Here is a 23,871-nt window from a genome sequence, read left to right as displayed (position 1 = left end):
TCCCTCAGCCGGTGCTCAGCCCAGACCGTCCGCGCCGACCTGGACGGCGGACTCGTCGAGCAGCGTCTCGGTGACCGGCTGCGGCGAGCCGTCGATGCCGAGGACGGGGCTGGCCTCCTTGTACCAGGACTCGATGACCGCGCTCCCCCAGAAGTCTCGGCGGCGGTCGTCGTGGACGTTCCAGCGGTAGGTCTCGTGGTCGGGGTCACCGGTGTAGTAGTCGGAGGTGTAGATCTCCACCCGGTGGCCGTCGGGGTCGCGCAGGTAGAGGTAGAAGGCGTTGGAGACACCGTGGCGGCATCAGGTGCGCTCCTGGTCCGGGTCGAGGCCCTGGCCGGGGTCGAGGCCCTGGTCCGGGTCCGGGCCCGGGTCCTGGCCCGGGTCCGGGCCCGGGTCCTGGCCCGGGTCCTGGCCCGGGTCCTGGCCCGGGTCCTGGCCCGGGTCCTGGCCCGGGTCCTGGCCCGGGTGGCGGACGCGTTCACGGTCCGGCCCCTGGTCCGGGCCCGGGTCCGGGTAGCGGACGCGTTCGCGGTCCGGCCCCTGGTCCGGGTCCGGGTCCGGGTGGCGGACGCGTTCGCGCAGGGACAGCAGACCGTCGACCGCGTCCATGGCCGGGCTGGGGACGCCGGTGCGCCTCGCGAGTTCCCGGACGGCGCCGAGAATGGCGTCCGTCTCCAGGCGCCGGCCGCGGTCGGAGTCCTGGAGCATCGAGGTGCGGAAGTTGCCGAGCCGGGCGGCGACTTCGAGCCGCTCGTCCGCCGACATGGTGGTCGGGATGCCGAGCCTCGCGCCGACCTCGGCCGTCTCCTTGAAGATGTCGGCACAGAGCTGTCGTAGATCCGGGCTCTGGAGGATTTCGAGCACCGTGCCGCCGGTCAGCGCGCTGACCGGGTTGAGGTTCACGTTCCCGAGCAGCTTCTCCCACATCGCCGTGCGGATGCCCACGCTCACCTCGGCGCGCACCGGGCCCGCGGACAGCGCCTTGGCGCACCGGTCGACACGGGCGGAGGCCCCGCCGAGCGGGTCGCCGATGATCAGGCAGTCGCCGCCGGTATGCGTCACATGGCCGGGCTCCGGGACGGAGCTGCTGAAGTGGGCTACGCCGGCCATCACCCGGGAGGGCGGCAGCAGATCCAGCAGGCCGCCGTCCGGGTCCACCTTCCGGATCACCTGGTAGCCGAAGCCGTCCACAGTGGCCAGCAACCACCACGGGACGCCGTTGGCCACCACGAGCACATCGGCACCGGCCTCGATCCACGGCCGGACGCGTGCGACGGCCGCGGACAGGTCCTGGCCCTTGACGCAGATGACCACCAGGTCAGGATCGGGGAGCAGCGCCGGGTCGTGGGAGGCGGCAAGGCGGTACCGGGCGGTGCTGCCCGTGCTGTCCACAAGGAGCCCGTGCTCGGCGATGGCGTGAAGATGAGCGCCCGGCGCTCCCAGCAGGGACACCTGCGCGCCGCCCGCGGTGAACGACGCGGCCAACGTCGCGCCGACCGCGCCGGGTCCGACAATCGTGATCTTCAAGGCCATCCCTCAGCTCTGGTAGGACGGATCGGTCAGGCTCTGGTACGACGGACCGGTCAGCTCGGGAAAGGCGGACCGGTCGGCTCTTGTACGACGACGGTTCGGTCAGCTCTCGTAGGACGGATCGGTCAGCGCCTGGTAGACGAATCGGTCAGCTCTGGTACGACGGATCGATGCGGTCGATCTTGCGTCGCAGCGCCTCGAAGAGGACCCGTCCCGCGTCGGTACGGTCCCCCAGCTGGAAGGACTCCCGCGTCGACTGGACCGCGGCCTCGCGGCTGACCTTGGCCAGCGGCCGGCCGGTGGAGGTGGCGGCGAGCTGGAGTTCGCAGGCGCGCTGCAGAGTCCACAGGGCAGAGAAGGCGGCCGGCAGGGTCGGCCCCAGCGCCAGCAGGCCGTGATTGCGCAGGATCATCAGATTGCGGTCGCCCAGGTCCTCGACCAGCCGCGGCTGCTCCTCCGGGTTGACGGTGACGCCCTCGAAATCGTGGTACGCGACCATCTCGAAGAGCTGGGCCGAGTAGAAGTTGTCCGGGTCCAGGCCGTCGCGGATACAGGCGACACCGCTGCCCGCCGTGGTGTGGGTGTGCATGATGCAGTGGGCGTCGGAGCGGCTCGCGTGCAGGATCGTGTGGATCAGCAGTCCGGCCTCGTTCACCGGCCAGGGCGAGTCCGAGAGGATGTTCCCCTGGTGATCGATCTTCACCAGGTTCGAGGCGGTGACCTCGTGGTACATCAGGCCGAACGGATTGATCAGCAGGCTGCCCTCCTCGTCGGGCACCCGCAGCGTGATGTGATTGAAGATCATTTCGACCCAGCCCAGATGATCGAAGATCCGGTAACCGGCGGCCAGTTCGAGCCGCGCCCGCCACTCGGCGTCACTCATGGAGGCCGGGGGCCGGCCGGTCGAGGGGTGCATCAGAACGGTCATCGCCGACTCCTTCGTATCGCGGCGCATCCTTCATGTCGCGGCGCATCCTTCGTATCGCGGCGCACTGGACATGAGCATGGGACGACGGACCAGCCAGGACAATGTCGAAACGTACACTCGATGACGTGCGTCAATGTCGAACCCGACATCACCTGGGATGAGGAGGCCGGATGACGTCACTGCCGTTGACAGAGCTGGTCACCTCGATGCCCGAGGACGTGCTGACCGTGCTCGCGGGCGGCGGCGCCCGGGCCCAGGCCGTCGCGGGGGTCGAACTGCTCGACTGCCCGGAGGCGGCCGGTGACCTGCCGCCCGGGCAGCTGCTGCTCGCCGTGGGACTGGATCCGGCCGACGGCACGGCAAGCGGGGCCGCCCTGCGCACCGCCGCCGATCACCGGAGTGTTCTCGCCGTGAAGTGCGCGCTCCCCGCACCCGGCGCCTTCGTGGAACGGGCGACGGAGCAGGGAGTCACCGTACTGGCGGTGGACCCCCGGGTGCCGTGGACGCGTATCCAGCACATGGTGGCCGCGCTGCTCGCCGCACGCCCCGGCGACCCGGGGGCCCGCGATCGCCGGCTCCCTGGCGGAGATCTGTTCTCGCTGGCCAACGCGGTCGCCACGATCGTCGGCGGCGCTGTCGCGGTCATGGACACCCAGCAGGTTCTGGTGGCCTACTCCAACCTGCCGGACCAGCCCATCGACGAGACCCGCAGACGCGGGATCCTGGGCCGCCGGGTGCCGAAGGACGCCGTCGCCGACCACCTGGACAAGGAACTGTGGGCCGGCGACGCGGTGATCCGGCACACCAGGCCCGGCGACCTGCCACGGCTGGCGGTGGTGATCAGGGCAGGACAGGACGTTCTCGGCTCACTGTGGGTGGCGTTCGCCGACGGCGACCGGCAGCCGGCCGACGACCACGAGGCGACGTTGCGCGAAGCGGCCGCGGTCGCTGCGCCGCACATGCTCACGCTGCGCAGGCAGGCCGACGACGACCGGGACAGCCGCAACCGCGCGCTGCGGTCCGCCCTCGAGACGGGCACGGCGCCGGACCACCGGACCGGGATCCGGCTGCCCGCCGTCCTGTTCGGCCTGGATGAATCGTCCCCGCCCCTCCACCGGACGGCCGCCGGGGAGGTGGACGAGGACATGCGGCTGCGCGCCGACCTGATGCGGATGCTCGACCTGATCGCCCTGGACGGCAGGTCACTCGGGCACCAGCCGGTCGCCACCCTCATCGGCGACCGGCTCTACGCCCTGCTGCCGACCGCGTCCCCCGCCACCGTCCCGGTGGACCATCTGCTCGACCACCTCATGGACCGCGCTCGCCGGTCGCTGGGCCGGACCTACACGCTGGTGCGCTCCGGCGACATCACCTCCCCGGCCGGCCTGCGCGAGGCGCGCCAGGACATCGACGCGGCGCTCGACCACCTCCACGACGAACGCGCGGCACCCGGCGTCTACCGCACCCACGAGCTGCACGCCGAGCTGGTGCTGCGCCGCCTCCTCGCCACCGTGCGCGCCAACGCCGACCTGCGCACCGGAACCGCCGAACGCATCGCGGCGTACGACACGGAGCAGGGCACCGACCACCTCGCGACACTCGGCGCCTACCTACGGCACTTCGGCGATGTCGTACCGGCCAGCGCGGCGCTCCACATCCACCAGAACACCCTCCGGCAGCGGTTGCGCAGGGCCGAGCAGACCTTCGGTCTCTCGCTCCGGGACCCCGCGCAGCGGCTTCTGCTGTCCGTGGAGATCGCCGCCCTGGGGAAGTAGCGACCCGTTCCCCGCGGGTCGGCGCGTGGTGAACCTTCCCTTGCGTACATCCGTCGTGCCTGCGCAGGCGATCACTGGATCGTCGATCCGACGCAAGCCCGACTGGAGAGGCATGTTGTATGCGTGTACGGGCACTTCTCTTCGCCTTCTTATTGGTGGTTGTCGGTGTGTCAGCCACAGCCGCGGTGTTCCAGGCCCGTTCCGGCGACTCCGCTGACGGTTTCACCGAGGCCGCGGCCGCCGCGGAGCACACCGTCACCTTCCAGAATCAGACGGCCGGCCGCGTCTGGGTCGGCGCCACGGTCAACGCCGACGGCTCGACCCCGCTCGCCGGGCTGCCGACGCTGGACCCCGGCCAGTCCGCGACCATCACCATTCCCGAGCGCTCGGGAGCCGGGCACTGGCGCGGCAAGTTCTTCGCCCGCCAGGGGTGCAGCGGTGAGGTGGGCAGTACGTTCCACTGCGCCGTCGGGGACTGCGGACCGTACGCCGACCGCTGCTCCGTCGGCGAACAGCCCGCCAGCCTCGCCGAGTTCAACTTCGACACGGCCGACGCACTGGCGCCCTGGTACAACGTCAGTTACGTCAACGCCGTCTCGGTGCCCATCACCATCACGCCCGATGGTGTGGCGCCTCCCGAGAACGGCGGCGAGTGCGCCGAGATGGGCTGCCCTGGTGATCTGCTGTCCGTCTGCCCGCCGGAGAACCTGACGAGGGAGCAGGGCACCGACAAGCCGTTGGTGTGCGTCAACCCGAACCGGGACGCGAAGACCGCGTACAGCGACGCGATCAGCAAGCAGTGCCCCAAGGCGTACGCGTGGTCCAAGCAGGATGCCGAGGCGGGCAACCAGACCGTGCGTCAGTGCAGCAAGTGCAGCGGTCTGACCGTCGCCTTCCACGGCTCCGCCGGCGCCGGTGCCGGAAACCCCGCACCCGACCCCATCCCCACCGTCCACGCGGAAACCGCGTCCTCGCCCCACAAGGGCGCCGCCCTGAACCCCGTCCCGGGCACCGGCGAGGCGCTGGCCGACTCCGGCGCGACCTGGTACCACAACTGGGCCTCCTCCAGCGGCGAGCTCGGCAAGCCTGCCGGTACGGAGTTCGTCCCGACGATCTGGGGTCCCGGCTCGGTCACCGACGCCGAACTGGGCAACGCGGCCCGCGAGGGCAGGAACCTGCTCGGCTTCAACGAGCCGGACTCGCCCAGCCAGGCCAACATGAGCCCCGAGCAGGCCCTGGACCTTTGGCCACGGCTGCAGGGCACCGGCCTGCGTATGGGTGCCCCGGCCGTCGCGACCGGCGCCGACGTCCCCGGCGGCTGGCTGGACCGCTTCATGCAGGGAGCCGCCGAACGGGGCCTGCGCGTCGACTTCATCCCCGTGCACTGGTACGGCGCCGACTTCGGCCCCGCCGCCGCCGGCCAGCTCGCCGACTACCTCCAACGCGTCCACGACCGCTACCACAAGCCGATCTGGCTGACGGAGTACGCCCTCATCGACTGGTCCCAGGGCGCCCCCCGCTACCCCAGCGACCAGGAACAGGCCGCCTTCATCCAGTCGTCGACCACCATGCTGGACGGCCTGGACTTCGTGGAGCGCTACTCCTGGTTCGCCCTCTCCACCCAGACCAGCCCGACCGGCCTCTACAACGGCACAGCCGCGAACGCCAGCGGCAACGCCTACCGTGCGGCGGACTGATCCGGGATTGTCCCCCGCCGAGGCTTCTTGACGGGGCGGCAGCAGCAGAGACAGGGGCGGGCCGCACCGGAAGAACGGTGCGGCCCGTGCCGTCGGCTGGCGGAGTAGCGGTGTCAGCGGCTCTTCTGCGAGGGCGCCGGGGAGCCGGCCCGGCTGAGGTCCGACACCGGGGACACGGGCTCCTGACTGCCTTCGCCGCCCATGCTCTTGGTACGGGTGAGAGCTGAGCCGTACCGATCCAGGAATTTCTGCGAGTCCCGCACGGGGGAAGCGAAAGGGGCGTCAACCACCGTCTCCCCACTGAGAAACGTCGGCGGCTCATGCGCGATATCGCCGGCCGGCAGGCGGGATTCCGTAGCCAGACTCAGATCCATTTCGGTGGCCAGGGTCGCGCGCAGGTCCGCGCCTCCCTCCACCGGACCTCGTTCGTACAGCTCCGCCACACTCATGGACGACCGTCTGCTCCGCACCGACTCGGCATCCTCTTTGGGGGCAGGTTGCTCGGGCTCCTTGGGAGCAGGCGGCTCGGCGTTCTTGGGGTCCGTCTTCTCGAGCAGCATCTCGAGTACGGGCAGTTGGCGGTTCGCGTACGCATCCCGCAGACGGGGTGACTTCACGATCAGGTCCAGCAGCTGGGCGGTGAGCTTCTCGGCATCCTTGATCGAGAGTTCCGCGACGTCCGCCATCGAGAACTTGCGCTTGCGCTGTTCCGCCCTGTCAGCCGGACGCTCTGCGGCGGGCGCGTCTCCTCCGGCTGGGCCGGAAAGGCCGGCCGAGGGCTCCTGAGACCCCCCTTCACCGGCCGGGGACCCGGACTCCTTCCGCGGTGACCACAACCGTTTCAGGTAGTTCCACAGGGCGCGCCAGCGCGAGGTCTTCCTCAGGTTCTCCTTGATCACGTCCTGCGCGCGGCGCTTCCAGAGCGCGTCCTCCTGCTGCTCGGAGAGAGCCGGACGCGGCTTGGTCAGCACCTTCCGTGGCTGGGGACCCGGTGGGGAATCGGCCATGGTGCCCTTCTCTCATGGGGCGGAGACACCGACAGGAGCGACAACGGGGAGCCGGGGTCAACAGTTCAATGAACCGTTTTCGCCTCTCTCCCGTTTCGGGGTACGTCCCGTCGTGACGTCGTGATGTCACGCGAGGGGCAGGACGACGTCATGGGACGTCACGAGTGGAGGTTTCCCCGATGAGCGGTGCGCGCCGGACGGCGGGCGGATGCCACGCCAGGACCTCGGCCGCCAACCCGCCTTTCGTCGGGAGAGCTGCCGGGACATGCGGCCTGAGGACGGTCAGGGCCGGCTTCTCCGGCTCCGGCGCCGACGTGAACGGGAGCCGGTTCCAGGAATGACATGCCCGGCTTCACCCTCCGGTCGTGCGATTCGTCTGGCGGCCGGCGGCAGCATCCCGTCGTACGCCGGACGGCCGGCCGGGAAAGCACTCGTTCAGGCTGCCGACCCGCTTGCGCATCTCCTCGGCGTCCGGGTGGTCGAAATCCTCGAAGATCGACAGCGCCTGGTTCCAGGTGGTGCGGGCCGCCTCAAGGCTGCCGGAGGCCAGGTGGACCTCACCGACATGCCCGAGCGTGTGACCCTCGCCCCAGCGGTTGCCGACGTCGCGATGCGTCTCCAGCGCCCGGCGGTAGTGGTCCAGCGCCTCGTCGTGGCGTCCGAGCCGGTGGTGGACCGTACCGAGGATGTCGAGTGTGACGCCTTCGACCCAGCGGTTGCCGATGGTACGCAGCACGGTCAGCGCCTGCTCCAGGCAGTCGACGGCCTCGTCGAACCGGCCGAGCCGCTGGTAGGCGTCGCCCAGGTTGGCCAGCATGATGCCTTCCGACCACGCGCTGCCGATGATCCGGTGGACGGCCAGGGCCCGGCGGCTGTACTCGACGGCCTTGCCGAGCCGGCCGGTCTGCAGATAGGTGTTGCCCAGGTTGCCGAGGCAGTGGGATCTGCCGAGCGGGTCGCCGAGCTCCCGCCAAAGGGTCATCGCCTGCCGGAGATGGTCGATGGCCTCGTCGAACCGGTGCATCTGCGTCAGAGCGGCGGCCACGTCCCCGAGGCTCCACGCCTCGCCCTTGCGGTCACGGGCGGACCGGGCGGCGGCGAGGCCCGTACGCGCCACGTCGAGCCAGTCGTGCAGATGGCTGCGGAGGTAGAAGAACCCCCACAGGGCGCCGGTCAGTCGCCACGCGATGCCAGGCCGGCCGGATGCGGCGGCCTGGTGCACGGCGACGACGAGGTGGGTCCGCTCGGCCTCGCACCAGCTCAGGGCCTGCTCGTGAGTCGTGAAGGCCAGCGGCTGGCACAAGGGGGGCAGGGGGTCGAGGGGGACCCGTCTGCGATGCGGGGTGAGGAACGGATAGGCGGCGTCCGCGGTGTGCAGGTACCAGGCCAGGAGCCGTTCGACGGCCCGCTCCCGCTCCTGCCGTGTCTCCTCGGCGTGGACGCGCTCGCCGGCGTAGACGCGCAGCAGGTCATGCAGGGTGTAGCGGCCGGGCAGGTGCTCGGCGAGCAGGTGGGCACGGGTGAGCTCGACGAGCAGAGCGCGGGTCTCGCGGAGGGGGAGTCCGGCGAGGGCGGCCGCCGCGGGCGCGGTGATGTCGGGCCCGGCGTGCAGGCCGAGCAGCCGGAACAGTCGTGCGGCGGGCGTGGACAGTGCCTCGTACGACCAGGAGAAGACGGCGCGTACGTCGCTGGTGAGGTCGCCCCCTGCGAAGGCGTCGAGGCTGCCGTGGCTGTCGCGCAGTTCCGTGGCGACGGCGCTGAGCGGGAAGCCGGGGTTGGTGGCGGCGCGAGCGGCGACGATGGCCAGGGCCAGCGGCAACCGGGCGCAGTGGGCGATGAGTTCGTGGGTCGCCTCGGGCTCCGCCGCCAGCCGGCCGGCGCCGAGGCGGTTGGCCAGGAAGTCGTGTGCCTCGCCGGGAGCGAGCGGGTTCAGGGTCAGCGGGAGCGCCCCGTCGTTGACGACCAGGCCGCTGAGCTGGTTGCGGCTGGTGACGATGACCAGACAGCCGGGGGTGCCGGGCAGCAGGGGGCGGACCTGGTCGGTGTCCTGGGCGTTGTCGAGAAGGATCAGTATCCGGCGGCCGGCGAGCAGGCTGCGGTACAGCGCCGCCTGGGCGTCGAGACCGGCGGGTATCCGGTGCGGGGGGACACCGAGCGCGTCGAGGAACGTACGGATGGCCTCGCTCGGCGGCACGACCGTGCCGGTCGGGTCGAAGCCGCGCAGGTTGATGAAGAGCTGTCCGTCGGGGAAGCGGTGGGCGATCCGGTGGGCCAGGTGCACCGCCAGGGTGGTCTTGCCGATACCGGCCATGCCGCCGATCGCGCTGATCAGCACGGTGGCCGGGTAGTTCCCGTCTTCGGGCAACAGGGCCTGGGCCTGCTCCAGTTCGGCGCGTCGGCCGGTGAAGGTGGCCAGGTCGGCGGGGAGCTGGGCGGGGCCCGCCGGCTGTACGGAGGGCGGGGTCGCCGGGGCCGCCGGCGGGTCGGCTCCCTGCTCCGACGAGGTGAGGTCGAGTGAGGCGTCGGCCGCCAGGATGCGCTCGTGCAACTCCCGCAGGGCGGCGCCGGGTTCGATGCCCAGCTCGGCCACCAGGGTGCGCCGTGTCCTGCGGTAGGCCGCCAGCGCGTCGGCCTGCCGTCCGGACCGGTAGAGCGCCAGCATGAGCATCCGGCAGAGCTGCTCCCGCAGCGGATGCTCGCCGATCAGCGCGGTCAGCTCGGCGATCACGTCGCTGTGCCGCCCGAGCCGGACGTCGAGGTCGAAGCGGGTCTCCAGGATGTTCAGCCGTGCCTCGTGCAGCCGGGAGCGCTCGGCCTCGGCCAGCGGGCCGGGGATTCCGGCCAGCGGTGTGCCCTCCCACTCGTCGAGCGCGGCGTGCAGCAGCTCCGCCGCCGCGGGCTCCTGGCCCGCCGCGCGGAGCCGCTTCGCCTCGGCGACCCGTTGCTCGAACACACCCAGGTCCAGGGCGTCTTCGGGAACGTGGGCCAGGTATCCGTCCGCGGCCGAGATGACCACCTGCGGGGAGCCGCCCACGTCCCGTCCGGGTTCCAGCACCTTGCGCAGCCGCGATACATAGGTACGCAGAACGGACACGGCTGCCGTCGGCGGTTCCGCGCCCCAGACGGCGTCGACGAGCTCGCCGACCGTGACGGGGCGGCCACGCCGCAGGAGCAACGCCCCCAGCACAGCTCGTTGTTGTGGTGAACCGAGGTCCAGTTCCCGTCCACCGCGCCATGCCCGGACCGGCCCCAGCACAGCGAATCGAACGGAATCAGTTAAGTGTCCAGTGTTCTCGTAAGCTGTGTTCACACCTTGAACGAGGGGACCAGATGGGTTCGAGGTTCCGCTGTTGCACGGAACCTGCCCTTCCGTTACATGTAACGGCCCCTTGGATGCTAGGAGTTGATGCCCTGGTGTGCCGCTTGGAGGGTCCCTGAGGGAACCTCCGAGGGGCCTTTCGGGCACGGGGTCTGCACGTGGGTACCGGCTGTGGGGCCCGGTCGGCCGGGACAGTCGGCTTTTCGAACACCGCCGCCGCGAGGGAGCCCTGGGTACTGGCGTCGCTGCCGTCGCCGCCACCGCCGCCATCGCCGCCATCGCCGCCATCGCCCACGACGGCCACGACGGCCACGACGGCCACGACGGCCTGAACGGGCATACGGTTCAACGCCGTTCGCGGAATGCCGGAGCCGACTCCGCTTCCGGATCCGTACCTGATGAGCGCCGGAGTTGAACTGTTTCCCTCCGGAACCCGTTGCGGGGTGCGGGGGCCGCTGTGCCGCCCGGTCTGTGGCCGCTCACGGGCCGCGGCGGCCCCCGTACCGAGGCCACACCGAGGCCACGCGGACAGCAACGTCGGGAAGGGGTGGGCATGAGCCCGGGCGAAGAAGATGACGAGCCGATCTGGGGGGAGAGGCACCCCGCACCCGGGGAACAGGTGGACCCCGGCCCACAGTCCCCCGCGGGCGGACCCTCCGGTCCGTCCGTCATCCCCGTGGTCGTCTCCGGCGACGGCTCCGCCTCCATCGACGGCATCCCCGTACCCGTCATGGGAGGCGAGACGGTCGACGTCGCCATCCTCGACACGCTCCACGGATACGCCCGCAACCGCAACGCCTCCGTGAGAGCTGCCATCTCCGACCCCTCCGCGGGATACGTCGCCATCGTCGAGGTCGCCCCCGACGGCTCCAGCAAGCTGGTGGAACAACGCCAGGAGGCGTCGGACGAGGAAGATGAGGAGGACGAGGAAGCCGGATACGACGAGCCCACCGGGCTCACGGGGCCCGTACCGCCTACGGGTTTCGCCGGAAACGCGGGTCCGTCCAGGGCCGAACAGCCTTCCGGGTACGCCGGGTTGCCCGACGACGTGGATGACGATGACGAAGACGCGGTTGCTTTCGCTCCGTCGCCGGCGCGGCCGAGAATCCCAACCCCCGCTCACAGCCCGGGACTCGACAGGGAGCCAGTCCTACGGAGGAAGATCCGGCGTCAGTCGGACGACGAGTACGAGCCCCCAGCATTCCTCAAACGCCCCCTGGGCGTAGGCGTGGCGGGCGTCGTGGCGGCGGCGGTCATCGTCGTCCCCCTGGTCATGCTCGGCAGCGGCTCGGGGAGCGGCCAGGGCCAGGACGGCCAGAACCAGGCGGCCGACTCCTCCACAGCCACCGGCACCACACCCCGAACCCCACTCGAACTCACACCGAGCTACTCCCCGTCCCCCATCCCCTCGCCCTCACCTTCCCGTTCCCCGTCTCCCTCCGCATCGACCTCGGCGAAACCGAAACCGAAACCGACACCGAAACCGAAGACAACGGCGAAGTCGAAGGCGACAACGACACCAAAGGCCAAAGCGAAGGCGAAGACGGAGGCAAAGTCGACCCCCAAGGCGGTGGCCCCGAAGTCCACGCGCTCCCCGGCCGTCCCCACCGGCAGGGTGCTGTTCAAGAACAAGAAGTACGGCTTCTGTCTCGATCTTCCGGGCAATGGCTCGGTCGGGGTGGACACCCGGGTCCAGGACTACGACTGCATACCGACCGGCGACAACCAGGACTGGACCCTGGATCTGGTCTCCAAGGGCGGCGGCACCGCCGGGGCGGACCTGTACCTGATCCGCAACGTCAGCTCCAACCTCTGCCTGGACCTGCCGAACTACGGCACCGTCGTGGCGACGACCCCGGTGAGCGTGTACCACTGCCGGCCCAACGCCGACAACCAGCTCTGGTGGTTCGACAACCGTCCGAACGGCACGTACTGGGTGCGCAACCAGAAGAGCGGCGACATGTGCCTCGACGTGGCCAGGACCAGCAAAGAGGCCGTCACCGCCAAAGTGACGGTGTTCGAGTGCAACGCCCGCGACGACCACGAGTGGAGCTTCCCGAAGAGCTGAGGTGGCTGGACGGGCAGGGCTGAGCAGGCAGGGCTGAGCGGATGTGCGGGTGGGACGCACATCCGCTCGGTCCGTTGGGCGAGTTGGGCTCGGTGTCTCCCTCAGGCCGGGGGCGGTCCGGGCGGCGGCCCGAACGGATCCTTGGCGTCGACGGGAGGAACCTCCTTCGCCCGATGCCCACCGGGCTTGCAGCCGGCAAAGGGGCCCATCGGATCCCTCAGGGAGTTCATCACCGGTCCCAGGTAGTCCCGGTGCCAGTTCGCGGGCCCGGCCATCCCGGACCCGGGACCGGTCAGATCGCCCCAGGCCAGCCACAGACCGTGGAGTTGAGCAACCGCCTCGGGATGCTCCCACCAACGGGAGCACCAGGGAGCCGTGGAGGTGACTTCCCTGCCGTAGACCGGCAGCAGCACGTGATGGGTCCACAGGGTCAACTGCCGCAGCGTCTGGGCGTATGCGGGGCCCTCCATGTAGAGGATGAAGTGTGGCGGGCGCGGAGGCTCCTTCAGCGGAGCCACGCCTTCCGCCTTCGCGCCGGCCTCCACCGCGGTAGCGGTGCCCGGCTCGACTCCGGTGACCTCAGCGGACTCAGCGGACTCAGCGGACTCAGCGGACATTACCGTCCTGCTTTCTCTCGGCTGCTGTATTGCTGTTGGGCCGGGAGAGAACGGGAGGAACCGTTGCTCCTCCCGGGCTCCAAGCTCCGCGGTGTGCATCCCCGGATCCGTCGCCACCACGTAAGCGAGCGACGAACGGTTCACAAGGTGGCGCGGGGTTGGCGGCCTGTGCGGACCTCGGAGTCGTTCTCACGGCAGGCCCAGCCGCGGACGCGGCGGCAAGGGTTGCCGATGTGACTGGTGTCCTCGATTCAGGCGTCCGTTGAACCGTCCGAGCTCCCAGTTCGTTGTGCTCCCCAGCAAGCAGATCTCTGACTCTGCGAAAGGAAACCCAGGTGCCAGGCCACGAAAAACACAAGTCGCAACGCAGCTCCAAGGGCAAGGGCAGAAAGTACCCGGAGGAAGCCTTCCAGACCCCATCCAACCCAGCCGGTGCCTACATGTCCGGAGGCAACAACGAAACCGCGACCAGCACTGTCGCGGCCGAGCCGGTAATCCGCCGTAATTCATCCACCGTCAGCGTCTTCCGCGGCCGATCGTCCTTCAGCGGCAACCAGTCAAAGAACCCCGGTCGGGCTACGTTTGTCGGCGACGTCACCATCGAGATGCCCAAGGACCCGCCCGCAAACACCTCGGCGCTGATCCAAGACGGCAGTTCGAAGAAGGTCTACGCGGCCATCGAGACGCCCGGCCGCAACGGCAAGAGCGACTGGTCCGTGAAGAGGTGGAGCGAAAGCACGCAGAAATGGCTGCAGGAGAACGAATCCGGCATTAAGGCGTTCGTGAAGGGAGCTGCCCTCTTTATTCAGGGGGCGGGGAAGATGGCGCAGTCCTACGGGAATGCCCACGGGAACCAGCAGATGGAGTACTACGGGAATCTTGCGCAGCAGGGCGGGGCCCACATCGAAACCTACATGGGAATCCAGGACACGGTGAATTACGCCGCAGCCACCTGGCAGAACCCCAATGCTACGGACGCGCTCAAGACGGCGGCCTCCGTTGTCAATGTAATCGGAGGGGCTTTGGCGGCGGACGGCCAAAGCGCGCAGTACGACACGAACGAGCAGAACCTGCGGCAGGGAATCGGACAGATGCTGCAGGGCCCCGGCCAGTTCGCCTACGGCCCGACACAGCACGAGCAGCAGCTGCAACTGGCAGCCGCCCAGCAACAGCTCAACAACTTCACGTTCCACGACAACACGCAAATCAACATGGACCACCGAGACTCAGACCTCAGTTTCACCTCCGCGTCGCCGAACCAGCCGGAAAGAGCGTCGTACTTCGACCCCCGCCGGAGGGACTCGTACACGTCTGGCTCGGAGATCCCCATGCAGCCGCTGGCGCCGCGGGGCACTCTGCCCATGATTCCGGCGCGCACCGAGGTGCACCACACCGGGAGCGGCAGTGGCAGCGGCAGCGACTACGACAGCTCGGAGCAGCGTGGCAGGGGGCGGCAGCAGGGTGAGCAACCGAGGCAGCGGTCCCGGTCCCGCTGATCCGGACGACGAAGTCGTCGCGTATCGGTAAACCGATACTCACGGATTGAGGAAAGGCGCCCGGCAGTCCGAGTTGGCCCGTCGCGGACCGGCCGACACCACGACCGCCGGGCGCCCGCCCGTACCGGCCGAGGGCAGCCCTCGCTGTCGGGCCCGTCAAGTTAGGGCCGGCCTCCGCGGCGTCCATCCGCCATGGTCAACCACGCCGGCTTCGGCCAGACCATCCGCTCCGTCAACGGCGACCTGGAGTGCGACGGCAAGCAGCCCGAGCTGGTCGAGAGCCGCGTTGCCGCTTGCGAGCGCCTCACCGGTATCCGCGGGATCGCGCCGGAGGGCTCCCTCACCTGCTGAGGCGGCCGAATCCCCCCTCGCCGTACGGGCCGGCGACTTCATTTTGGTCCCGGACGGCGTTTGCGTCCCCGCTCGGGGGACACCTCGCGCGATCGCGACGCGTCGGAATCTCCACGCACGTGCGAGCCCCTGTCCGTGGAGAAGCCGCCAGGCATCATCCCGGCTATTTCCGCCGAATGCCTCGGTGTCGGTGATGGCGACTGCGACTGCGACTGCGAGCGAACGGTGCGCGAGTTCTCCGACCCCGCATCCCGGGGTGAATCGGGAGCCGTGGACCGGGCATCCCTGTTCCACTTGCTCCACTCCTGGAACTTCTGAAACTGCTGGAAGTCCTGGAACTGCTTGAAATCCTCGGACTGCGTCGGTTCCTTCGACGCCTTCGGCTCTGTCGACCGCGGGTCAGGATCCTGGCGCATCTCCCCCATCGCCGAGTCCCTGGCTTCCTGTGCCTGCGCCGCGGCCCTTTCCTGACGCTGACGCGTCTGCCACCTCAGGCCCAGGTACCCGAACCCCACCCCCATCGCCACCGCCAGCGGAAGCGCAAGCGGCCCTCCGACCAGCATGCCGATGCCGAATCCGATCAGCGCCGGCCCCCAGATGCCTTTCGTGCTCCACAGCCTCTGCCCGACCCACCGGGCCGCTCGTCCAACGGCTCTCAGAATTCCCACAGTTGCGGCTCCGGATCGTGGCGTCGGTCTGGAAGCGGATACGGCCCGCCGAAAGGGCGCCCCCCGGGGGAGGGAGGGCGCCCTCGCCATCTCCACGGGAAAGGGAGGCGAGTGGTTCACCGCGCGGCTTCGAAGAGGTCGGGCGCGGACGCGGATTGAACTGTTTCCCCTCGGCCCACGTTGCGGCGTTGTGCAGGGACCGTGTCCGTGTTCTGGCTGGACGGCCTGGGTTCGTCGAGCATCCTTGAGCATCCGGACCGGGGCCACACGGGCGGCAACGTGAGGAGGGGATGGGCATGAGCCTGGGTGAAGAAGAGGACGACGGGCTGTTCTCGGGGGGCGAGTACCCCGTACCCGGGGAAGGGGTGGACTCCGGCCCACGGGGGCCAGAAGGGGCAGCGGCCGAGAGCTCCGTCATCCCCGTGGTCGTCTCCGGCGACGGCTCCGCCTCCATCGACGGCATCCCCGTACCCGTCATGGGAGGAGAGTCGGTCGACGTCGCCATCCTCGACACGCTCCACGGATACGCCCGCAACCGCAACGCCTCCGTGAGAGCGGCCATCTCCGACCCCTCCGCGGGATACGTCGCCATCGTCGAGGTCGCCCCCGACGGATCCAGCAAGCTGGTGGAACAACGCCAGGAGGACTCCGATGACGACTTCACCGATGCGGACGTCGATGTCGATGCGGATGCCGACGTCGATGACCTCGGCCCCGTACCCATTGCCCCGAAGCCGCCCAGGCCGAGGATCCCAACCCCCACGCTCAGCCCGTCCCTCAGCCTGGCCCCTCTCCGGAAGAAGATCCTCCGTCAGTCGGACGACGAATACGAGCCGCCGGCATTCCTCAAACGCCCCCTGGGCGTAGGAATAGCAGGCGTCGTCGCAGCGGCAGTCATCGTCGTCCCGCTGGTCATGCTCGGCAGCGGCTCGGGGAGCGACGAGGGTCACAACCAGGCCTCCGGCTCCACAGCCACTGACACCGATACCGAGACCGGCACCACTCCCCCTACACCGATCGAACTCACACCGAGCTACTCCACCTCCCCCGTCCCCTCCCCGTCCCCCTCACCGTCACGCTCCCCCTCTCCCTCAGCCTCCGCCTCGGCAAAACCGAAGCCGAAACCGAAGACAACGGCGAAGCCAAAGGCGACAGCAGAGGCGAAGACGCCCGCAACACCCAAGCCCCACAAAGAAACCGCCGCGGAGGCCGTCATGAAATTGGCGGCGAGGGATCCCGGGCGGCACATCTGCTACCGCGTGTACCTCGACAAGGACGGCTGGCAGAAGCCGGCGTGCGACGGCACCACGGCCGGGCGCGTGGGCGAGAGCCAGAAGATCAAGTCGCTCAACACGGCGACGGCGGGTACGAAGGGCACGGCCTCCAGTGCCTGGGTCCACATCGAGGAATGGAAGGCCCCCTGGAACGGTGCGGCCGACGGCGTCGACAATTACATCGGCTCCACCAAGGCGGGCTACCCGTACATCCTGGGCTTCGTCATCAACGTGGGTGACGGCGCGGTCTGCCAGAACGCGGCCGTCAACGGCCGTTGGGGCGGCATGGCCTGCGACCAGCCCACCGGCCAGGCGCCCGGCAACTTCATCTGGGGCGGCACCCAGGACAACTCCCTCTGGCTGCAGGCCGTCAGATTCACCGTGTAAACGGAACGGAACAGGAGGGGCTGGGCGGGCGGCGTCAGTGCCGCCGGCCCCGCCCCGTTGGCAGCGGCGCTGACGCCGCCCGTCGGCGCCTCCCCTACTTGTTCCACCTCTTATTGGTGTTGTTGACCTCCAGCTCAGCCGCCGTCAGATCCACGTGCAGGGGGATTCCGGGGCGGTTTCCGACCTTGATGAGGAAGTTGCCGAGGCCGGGCGGGTCGGTGCGGCGGCCGTTGGCGCCGTCCCAGGCGGGCGGGGTGGACCAGTCGACCAGGAGCCGCTTCTCCGGCTCGGTCAGTTCGACGATCTGGGCGAGCTGCGGCATCTCGGCCGGGGGCAGCCCCGCGCAGATCACCATGCCCGCGCGTTCGACGAAGCCCTTGGCCTTGGTGCGGTCCTCCTCGGTGGGGAGGGCGAGCAGGTCGTCGAGGCTGTGGGTGATCATGGCCAGGCCGACTCCGCGCTGCCGGTCCAGGCGGGTGAGCGCGTTGACCCGGTCGACCAGGCCGCGGCCCGCCTGGAGGACCCGCCACAACTCGTCCATGACGAGGAAGTAGTTGCGCTGCGGCTCAAGACCGGCGTCCGCGAGCGCGTGCGCGGCGGAGACCGCGCCGAAGCCGTAGGACCAGCAGGACAGCAGTGCCGCCGCCTGGAGCAGGACCTCGCTGTCGTCGATGCCGCTGATGTCGAAGCAGACCGGCCGGTCGAGCTTCATCGGCTCGGTGGTCTGCTGGGCGAAGGTGCCACCCAGCCGGCCGTCACCGAGCAGCGCGGTCAGCGACGCCTCCAGGTTCTCGGTGATGTCCTGGTAGCGGGTGATGTCGCCACGGTCGAGCGCGACCGAACGCACCGACTCCGGGGCCTCCTTGATGACCCGCACCAGGTCGCCGAGTACCGGTATGTCGCCCGGACCGTGCCGCTCGTCGAGGACGTTCAGCGCCGCCGAGATGATCGTCTCCTCGCGGTCGGTCGGCGGTGCCGAGCGCAGGATGGTGATCAGCGCGGAGACCATGTGGAGGCGCCGCCCATGGATGTCGGCGAGGAGCCGGTGGCGCGCGTCGCCGGTGAGCCGGGACGCGGCCTCGATCGACGCGCCGGGGTCCAGGACGTTGAGGTTGCCCCGGCCTCGGCCCAGGCTGATGACCTGCCCGCCGATCGCCCGGATCAGGTCCACGTAGTCGGGCTTGAGGTCGCCGAAGATCAGCGGGTGGACGCCGTAGCCGGAGAGGCCAAGTGCCATCCGCCGTACGATCGTTGACTTGCCGAGACCCGGACGGCCCAGCACGAACATCGAGGGGTTGGCCAGCAGGCCCGTGCGCGTGAACCACGACACTGGGTCGCAGCACACCGTGGCCCCCGAGTCGAGGTCGCGGCCCAGCGGCACCCCGACCATGGGGGTCCCCGCGCCCGCGCCGAACGGCCACAGCCCGCACACCTGCACCGAAGTGCCACGCCATTCCGGGGCGGGATCCACGTACCCCACCATGCCGCCGCCATGGCCGGGCCAGCCACGGGAGGTAGCGCGCGCCGGTCGGGGTTCCCTGGTCGTACGTGCCATTGAACTTCCCCTGTACTGGATCGAGTTGTCCTGGACCGGGCCTGCGCGGCCGGGTTACATCGAGTCCCGCACCGTCTGCGGCAACGCCGTGTGCAGCGGCAGCACCAGCCCCAGCGGGAGGGCCGCGGCGAACGCCGCCGCCTGCGAGCCGTAGACCGGCCGCACGGCGATGCGCGCGGCGGGTGCCAGGTTGTCCACGGTGGCGGCGGCCGTCGCCAGTTCGTCGGCGGAGTTGACGGTCGCCGTGATGAGCAGTCCGAAGCGGATCACCCCGTGGCCCTGGGCCTGTTCCTCGGTGGTCCTGCGGGCCGCCGTCAGCTCCGCGTCGTCACGTGCCTGGCCGACCTGCGACTGCTGGGCGGTGAACAGGGCGTTCTTGTAGTCCTGTTGGACGACCCGGGCGCCCTCGGCCCGGGTGTGCGGGCGGTAGAGCAGGGTGACGCGCTTGCGGGCGATGTCGCGGTTGGGCTGTACGAGCGCGGTCAGGACGTTGGAGAAGACCTCGCCCTGCGGGGCCTCCGTCATGGCCCAGGTGACGCTGAAGACGCCGTCGTGGCGGTAGTGGTCCCAGGACTCCTGAGCCGCCATGGGTCCGGCCTGGTCCCAGGTCAGCCCGGTGCCGCCGGCGCCGCGCGCCTCCTCCACCAGGGACGCCACGGTGGGGTCGTAGGCGACGCGCACCGCCTCGGCGAGTTCGGTCGCGGTCATCGGTACGGCTGTACCAGCGCCGGTCATCGACAGCCCGGCGGTCAGACCGGGCAGGCGGGTGCCGATGTGCAGCGCCATGTCCTCGACGCTGCGGCGGGGTGTGCCCTCGCGGGCAGCGCCCGAGTACGTCAGCGCGATCCGGGTGGCGATCTGCGCCGAACCGGCGGGATAGGCGGCCAGCACCTCCCGGAGCATCGACCGGGCCAGGTCGGGCGCCCCGAGGACGGAGTTGGCCGCGATCTCCTGCTGGAGCCGTACGCCGGAGTCGGGGGCGGTCTCCACGGTGACGCTCGCGGCGACGAGGCCCGGCTCGGCGCCCAGGGCGGACAGCCACTGGCCCCAGTGGGCCACCCAGATGTCGACCTGCTGCTCGTCGACGAGGGCGGCTCCGTCCGCGTCGCAGGAGATGACGACGGTGTGGTGGCCGGTCGCCGGAATCGTGATCACGGCGAACGGGCGTCCGTAGCCGTCCCGCGCCTCCGTCAGGGTCGACTCGGCTGCCAGGCCCGGGAGTTGGCAGGTGCCGTAGGCGGTCAGGCCCAGCGGGCCCGAGCGGTACTGGTGGCCGCCGGACGAGGTGGTGCGCCGCCAGGCCAGCCGGACCGCGCCGCGCTGCATCAGGGTGCGGCCGTGCCGGTCCCGCAGCGCCAGCGGGGCAAGCACCGTCACCAGCACCATCGCCAGGGCCAGCGCGGCCCACACGGAGACCAGCGTGGCCAGGACGACGGAGATCAGCCCGGCGAACAGCAGCATGGTCGCCCCGAGGGACAGCCCCCGCAGGCCGGAGGTGCGGGGCTTGCGGAAGTTGCCGTACGTGCGGGGTTGGGTCGCTTCAGTGGCTGCCACGGGACTCCTCCTGCTGGTCGTGGGTGTGCTGCCGGGCCGGCAGGAGTACGGCGGCTGCCTCTTCCCACCGGTGCTCGGGCTCTGTCTCTCCGCTGTCCGCCGGGTCCTGCGGAAGTACGGGCCAGGTGTCCTCCGGAAGTACGGGCCTGGCGGCGTCGCCCGCTGTGTGCTCGCCGTCCGGTGCGCCGCGCGCCCCGTCGGCGCCCCGTGGCGGCACCGGGCCCCCGGGAGTGGTGCGGGCGCCGGTGTTTCCCAGCCGGTCCGGCCTGTCCGGGCTCATGGCGGCCCCCGACACCGACCGGCCGGCGGCCGGACCGCGCAGCTGCGGGACGGGCAGCGCCCCGGTGGCCACGGCCGCGACGCCCGCCCCGGCACCTGCGGACGCCTTGCCCGCACGGCCCGTACCGGACACCGCCGCCTGTACGACGGGGGCGGCGAACCGCATCAGCGCGGGCAGCGTGAAGCAGGCCAGGACGATCAGGACGACCCCGGAGACCATCGAGACGACGTCGTTGTCCTGTGTCTGGCCGGACATCGAGAACGCGGCCGCGTACACGACGGCCGCGGCCGGTTTGTACAGCACGAAGGCGAGCAGCCAGCCCACGGACCTGCGGAACCAGACCCGGCCGGTGGCGGTGGAACTGGCCGCCGCCGACAGCGGCAGTGTGCCGGTGAGGATCACCAGCATGGCCATCCGTACGATCATCAGCGCGATCTGCGCGACGCTGCCGGTGATCACCAGAATGGCCATGATCAGGACGAGGAACGACGAGTCCGCGTCGCCCAGCGCGAGCATGGCCGAGGTGCGTTTCTCGAACTCGGCAACGCAGCTCGCCACTGGTTCGCCGGTGGCGCTGATCTGCCGGCAGCCGGTGGACCTGTCGATGATCCAGACGCTGAACTTGTCTCCCGCCTCGGCCAGCAGATTGACCGTGGCGACCCCGGCGGAGGAGACCACTACCAGGTTGAGCAGCCCCTGAAGGGCCTGCCGGGCGGGCTCGCCGCGACGCTGCCAGGCGAGATGTCCGGCCGCGACGAGCAGACACAGTACGGCGGTGAAGGTGGTGAACCAGAGCGTGGAGCCGCGCAGGAACGCCACCGGGCCGCCGTCCTCGCCCAGATCGGGACTGCCCAGGTCCATCCAGGCGCTGCCGAGTGCCTTGACGGTGGTGCTCGCCGCCTGCGCGGCGCTCTCGGCTATGTCGTCGAACCCGGTGTCACCGAGGTCCTTCGGAGCGGTCCCCGTCCCGTTGCCCACGCAGTAACCGCCGACCGTGGGGGGTATCCAGCCGAAGTCGCAGCCCGCCATCAGACGCCTCCCCACTCGGTGTATCCGGCGAGCGAGCCGACCGGGGCGGGGTCGGCCGGGTCGGCCGGGTACTCCAGCCGCCAGTCGCCGGCCTGCCACAGCACCGTCGTGGTGGCGGCCTGCATCCGCCCGTCCGGGAACCGCCACACGGTCTGGATCACCGCGGTGGTGTCGTTGTAGGTGACGAACCTGAATCCGGCGATCTGCCCGTGCGAGCCGCCGTCCCCGGCCGGGGCCGCCGTCTCCTCCGCCTCGGTCCGGTCGGTGATGTAGGCGTCGCGGCCCGCGCCCACGGTCTGGGTACGCGTGACCTTCAGCCAGTCGTCCGCCGCCAGATAGCGCACGCTGATCTGGCTGGTGGCCAGCAGGGCGCCGACGGGGGTGTGTGCGTAGCAGCGCGCCACGTCCTTGCCGGCCGCGGCCGGGCCCGCCTCCTCGGAGGAGGGGAGGGCGACGCTGCCGTACAGGGTCCAGGTCACGCCCGTGGGTGCGGACGTGGGCAAGTCCTGTTCGCTGTCGGCCAGTTCGGGGCACGAGGTGCCGTCGTCCGCGGACCCGGACGGCAGGCCTTCGGCACGGGCGACGGGTGTCCCCGGCGTGCCGGAGCCGCCGGCCGCGGAGGTGTCCGAGGTGATGGCGAGCACTGTCCCGATGACGGCAATGAAGCCGATGAATGCGGCGGCGAGGACGAAGCCGGTGCTCAGCCACGGACTGCGCGGCTCACCGGCCGCCGCGCGGTTGCCGGACTCTGACATGTTCCCTCCCTCATCCTCGTGGGTTGTGGGGTGACGGGTGGCCGGGGGACGGGTTGTTGGTCGACGGGCGGCCTGGGGACGGGTGGCCGGGGGACGGGTTGTCGGGCGACGGGCAGCCTGGGGACGGGTGGCCGGGGGACGCGTTGTCGGGCGACTGGCGGCCTGGGGACGGGTTGTCCGGCGACCGGCTGCCGCACGACGCGCGAGCGTGTGACCGGCTGCCGGGCGACCGATTGCCGCACGACGGGCGAGCGCGCGGCCAGTTGCCAGGCCACCGGCTGCCGCACGACCGATTGCCGCACGACGCACGAGCGCGCGACCAGTTGCCGGGCGACCGGCTGCCGCACGACACGCGAGCGCGCCGCCAGTTGCCGCGCGACCGGCTGCCGGGTGACCAGTTGTCGGGCGACAGGTCGCCGGGACGCAAGATCGCCGTACGGGTTGTCGGCCCGCGTCGGCGCGCGGCCGGCGCCCCGTCGCCTAGACGAGCGCGCCGACAATGCCGGAGGCGGAGCCGATGAGCAGGCAGGCGCCCAGGACGAAGCCGAGTCCCCTGGCGTGCTCGCGGGCGCCTCCCCGGGAGTGGTCGACGGCCATCCTGGCGGCCACGCCGAAGATGCCCGCGACGCAGAGGGCGGTGACGCTCCAGGCCACCCACTTCAGCACCGTGAGCAGGCCTTCGGCGCCGGGTGGCGCCTCGCCCCCGCCGACGTCCGGCGGACCCGAGGGGACCGGGGTCGCGGCGGCCAGCTGGACAAGAGGGGCTGTGACTATGTGCGGTGAGGCGTCCAGAACGACCGCCAGCAGGCTGGACAACGGGGTTCTCCCTAAGCGGGTCGGGCCAAGCGGAGCGGGCTAACGGGTCGGGCCAAGCGGGTCCGGCAAAGCGGAGCGGGCTAAACGGAGCGGGCCAAACGGGTCGGGCAAAGCGGGTCCGGCTAAGCGGGTCGGGTGAGTCGGGACAGGTCGCGCGCCAGCGGCGCGCACTCCTTGGGCAGGTGCTCCGTGGGCGATTCGCCGAGCCGCCAGGGCTCCACCCACGGGACCTCCCACAGCCGGGGGACGGCGCCGGAGACCAGCCGCACCAGGTTCTGCAGCACCCGGGGGCGCCGGCCGGGAGCGTCGGCGACGACGACCAGGCCGAGCAGGTCGACGCCGGGGACCATGCCGGAGGCCCACTGCCGCGCGGCGTTCTGCGCGGCTTGGATGCCGTTCGCGCTGGAGCGGGCGACGAGCACGACCGCCGGGGACTCCACGGACAGGGGCCAGGCAAGGCCCGCGTCCCGGCCCCCGGGCACGGCCCGTTCCAGCGTGCTGACACCCGCGCCGCCGTGCACGCCCAGCCACCACCAGGCGTGATCGGTACCGGGCCGCGGCCAGGCGACGCGAAGTCCCTGCTCGGGCCGCGGCACTCCCGCGCCCTGGGGTGCCGACGGGCCGGTGAGCCCTGTCGACAACTCCTGAACCGATCGCAGGGATTTCCCGTTGCTGCCCCCGGAAGGGCGTGACTGCGGCAACCAGGGATTGACGACCGGTACCTCACCCGCCACGGCAACTCCTTCCACTGCTGACTCGACTGAC

The 23,871-nt window shown here is 70.6% G+C and carries 19 protein-coding genes; 6 read left to right on the top strand and 13 right to left on the bottom strand.

Features of this window, described 5'->3' with window-relative positions:
- Positions 1-15 precede the first annotated feature (15 nt).
- The 3 genes from ACFVKT_RS13965 to ACFVKT_RS13955 all read right to left on the bottom strand — a co-directional run bounded on the left by ACFVKT_RS13965 (position 16) and on the right by ACFVKT_RS13955 (position 2,458).
- Positions 16-240: a hypothetical protein gene (locus ACFVKT_RS13965; RefSeq protein ID WP_385730951.1), complete on the bottom strand. Its 225-nt coding sequence runs from the start codon at positions 238-240 to the stop codon at positions 16-18.
- 60 nt (positions 241-300) lie between these two features.
- A complete protein-coding gene (locus ACFVKT_RS13960; protein WP_385730949.1) occupies positions 301-1,527 on the bottom strand; it encodes a 2-dehydropantoate 2-reductase in 1,227 nt (408 codons plus the stop codon).
- A gap of 151 nt (positions 1,528-1,678) precedes the next feature.
- Entirely contained in the window at positions 1,679-2,458 is a 780-nt protein-coding gene (locus tag ACFVKT_RS13955; protein WP_385730947.1) for a class II aldolase/adducin family protein, read from the bottom strand.
- A 170-nt stretch (positions 2,459-2,628) separates the two neighbouring features.
- On the opposite strand from ACFVKT_RS13955, the gene ACFVKT_RS13950 reads away from it, so the two are divergent.
- Both ACFVKT_RS13950 and ACFVKT_RS13945 read left to right on the top strand, forming a co-directional pair.
- Positions 2,629-4,233 carry a PucR family transcriptional regulator gene (locus tag ACFVKT_RS13950; protein WP_385730944.1) on the top strand — a complete coding sequence of 535 codons (1,605 nt, stop codon included), beginning with the start codon at positions 2,629-2,631 and terminating at the stop codon, positions 4,231-4,233.
- A gap of 167 nt (positions 4,234-4,400) precedes the next feature.
- The gene (locus ACFVKT_RS13945) at positions 4,401-5,930 is read left to right on the top strand and encodes a glycosyl hydrolase (RefSeq protein ID WP_385730941.1); all 1,530 of its coding nucleotides are present in this window, start codon (positions 4,401-4,403) and stop codon (positions 5,928-5,930) included.
- Positions 5,931-6,043: 113 nt separating this feature from the next.
- Here ACFVKT_RS13945 and ACFVKT_RS13940 read toward each other — a convergent pair whose 3' ends face one another.
- Together ACFVKT_RS13940 and ACFVKT_RS13935 are read right to left on the bottom strand one after the other, a co-directional pair.
- Entirely contained in the window at positions 6,044-6,937 is an 894-nt protein-coding gene (locus ACFVKT_RS13940) for a hypothetical protein (protein WP_385730939.1), read from the bottom strand.
- Between the two features lie 352 nt (positions 6,938-7,289).
- The gene (locus ACFVKT_RS13935; protein WP_385730937.1) at positions 7,290-10,193 is read right to left on the bottom strand and encodes a BTAD domain-containing putative transcriptional regulator; all 2,904 of its coding nucleotides are present in this window, start codon (positions 10,191-10,193) and stop codon (positions 7,290-7,292) included.
- 616 nt (positions 10,194-10,809) lie between these two features.
- Between ACFVKT_RS13935 and ACFVKT_RS13930 the strand changes: the two genes are divergently transcribed.
- Positions 10,810-12,324: an RICIN domain-containing protein gene (locus ACFVKT_RS13930; RefSeq protein ID WP_385730935.1), complete on the top strand. Its 1,515-nt coding sequence runs from the start codon at positions 10,810-10,812 to the stop codon at positions 12,322-12,324.
- 101 nt (positions 12,325-12,425) lie between these two features.
- On the opposite strand, the gene ACFVKT_RS13925 is transcribed toward ACFVKT_RS13930, so the two are convergent.
- On the bottom strand, positions 12,426-12,794 hold the full coding sequence (locus ACFVKT_RS13925; RefSeq protein ID WP_385731113.1) for a DUF4913 domain-containing protein: 369 nt from the start codon (positions 12,792-12,794) through the stop codon (positions 12,426-12,428).
- Between the two features lie 482 nt (positions 12,795-13,276).
- Between ACFVKT_RS13925 and ACFVKT_RS13920 the strand changes: the two genes are divergently transcribed.
- The 3 genes from ACFVKT_RS13920 to ACFVKT_RS13910 all read left to right on the top strand — a co-directional run bounded on the left by ACFVKT_RS13920 (position 13,277) and on the right by ACFVKT_RS13910 (position 17,117).
- The gene (locus ACFVKT_RS13920; RefSeq protein WP_385730933.1) at positions 13,277-14,437 is read left to right on the top strand and encodes a hypothetical protein; all 1,161 of its coding nucleotides are present in this window, start codon (positions 13,277-13,279) and stop codon (positions 14,435-14,437) included.
- Between the two features lie 192 nt (positions 14,438-14,629).
- Entirely contained in the window at positions 14,630-14,788 is a 159-nt protein-coding gene (locus ACFVKT_RS13915; RefSeq protein WP_385730931.1) for a hypothetical protein, read from the top strand.
- A 964-nt stretch (positions 14,789-15,752) separates the two neighbouring features.
- On the top strand, positions 15,753-17,117 hold the full coding sequence (locus tag ACFVKT_RS13910) for a hypothetical protein (protein WP_385730929.1): 1,365 nt from the start codon (positions 15,753-15,755) through the stop codon (positions 17,115-17,117).
- Positions 17,118-17,211: 94 nt separating this feature from the next.
- Here the strand turns inward: ACFVKT_RS13910 and ACFVKT_RS13905 are convergent, their stop codons facing one another.
- The 7 genes from ACFVKT_RS13905 to ACFVKT_RS13875 all read right to left on the bottom strand — a co-directional run bounded on the left by ACFVKT_RS13905 (position 17,212) and on the right by ACFVKT_RS13875 (position 23,840).
- Entirely contained in the window at positions 17,212-18,588 is a 1,377-nt protein-coding gene (locus ACFVKT_RS13905) for an ATP/GTP-binding protein (protein ID WP_385730927.1), read from the bottom strand.
- Between the two features lie 138 nt (positions 18,589-18,726).
- Positions 18,727-20,226: an SCO6880 family protein gene (locus tag ACFVKT_RS13900; protein WP_385730925.1), complete on the bottom strand. Its 1,500-nt coding sequence runs from the start codon at positions 20,224-20,226 to the stop codon at positions 18,727-18,729.
- Positions 20,213-21,535 carry a hypothetical protein gene (locus ACFVKT_RS13895; RefSeq protein ID WP_385730923.1) on the bottom strand — a complete coding sequence of 441 codons (1,323 nt, stop codon included), beginning with the start codon at positions 21,533-21,535 and terminating at the stop codon, positions 20,213-20,215. Before ACFVKT_RS13895 ends, ACFVKT_RS13900 begins: the two co-directional genes overlap by 14 nt.
- On the bottom strand, positions 21,535-22,290 hold the full coding sequence (locus ACFVKT_RS13890) for a hypothetical protein (protein ID WP_385730921.1): 756 nt from the start codon (positions 22,288-22,290) through the stop codon (positions 21,535-21,537). Before ACFVKT_RS13890 ends, ACFVKT_RS13895 begins: the two co-directional genes overlap by 1 nt.
- On the bottom strand, positions 22,236-22,790 hold the full coding sequence (locus ACFVKT_RS13885; protein ID WP_385730919.1) for a histone H1-like repetitive region-containing protein: 555 nt from the start codon (positions 22,788-22,790) through the stop codon (positions 22,236-22,238). The genes ACFVKT_RS13890 and ACFVKT_RS13885 overlap by 55 nt, the downstream gene beginning before the upstream one ends.
- Complete coding sequence (locus tag ACFVKT_RS13880) at positions 22,771-23,106, bottom strand: hypothetical protein (protein ID WP_385730917.1); 336 nt, start codon at positions 23,104-23,106, stop codon at positions 22,771-22,773. Before ACFVKT_RS13880 ends, ACFVKT_RS13885 begins: the two co-directional genes overlap by 20 nt.
- Before the next feature lie 122 nt (positions 23,107-23,228).
- The gene (locus tag ACFVKT_RS13875) at positions 23,229-23,840 is read right to left on the bottom strand and encodes a DUF6668 family protein (protein WP_385730915.1); all 612 of its coding nucleotides are present in this window, start codon (positions 23,838-23,840) and stop codon (positions 23,229-23,231) included.
- Positions 23,841-23,871 lie beyond the last annotated feature (31 nt).

It is taken from the genome of Streptomyces sp. NPDC127595 (genome assembly GCF_042671685.1).
Taxonomy (GTDB): domain Bacteria; phylum Actinomycetota; class Actinomycetes; order Streptomycetales; family Streptomycetaceae; genus Streptomyces.
This window is presented reverse-complemented; position numbering and strand designations above follow the sequence as displayed.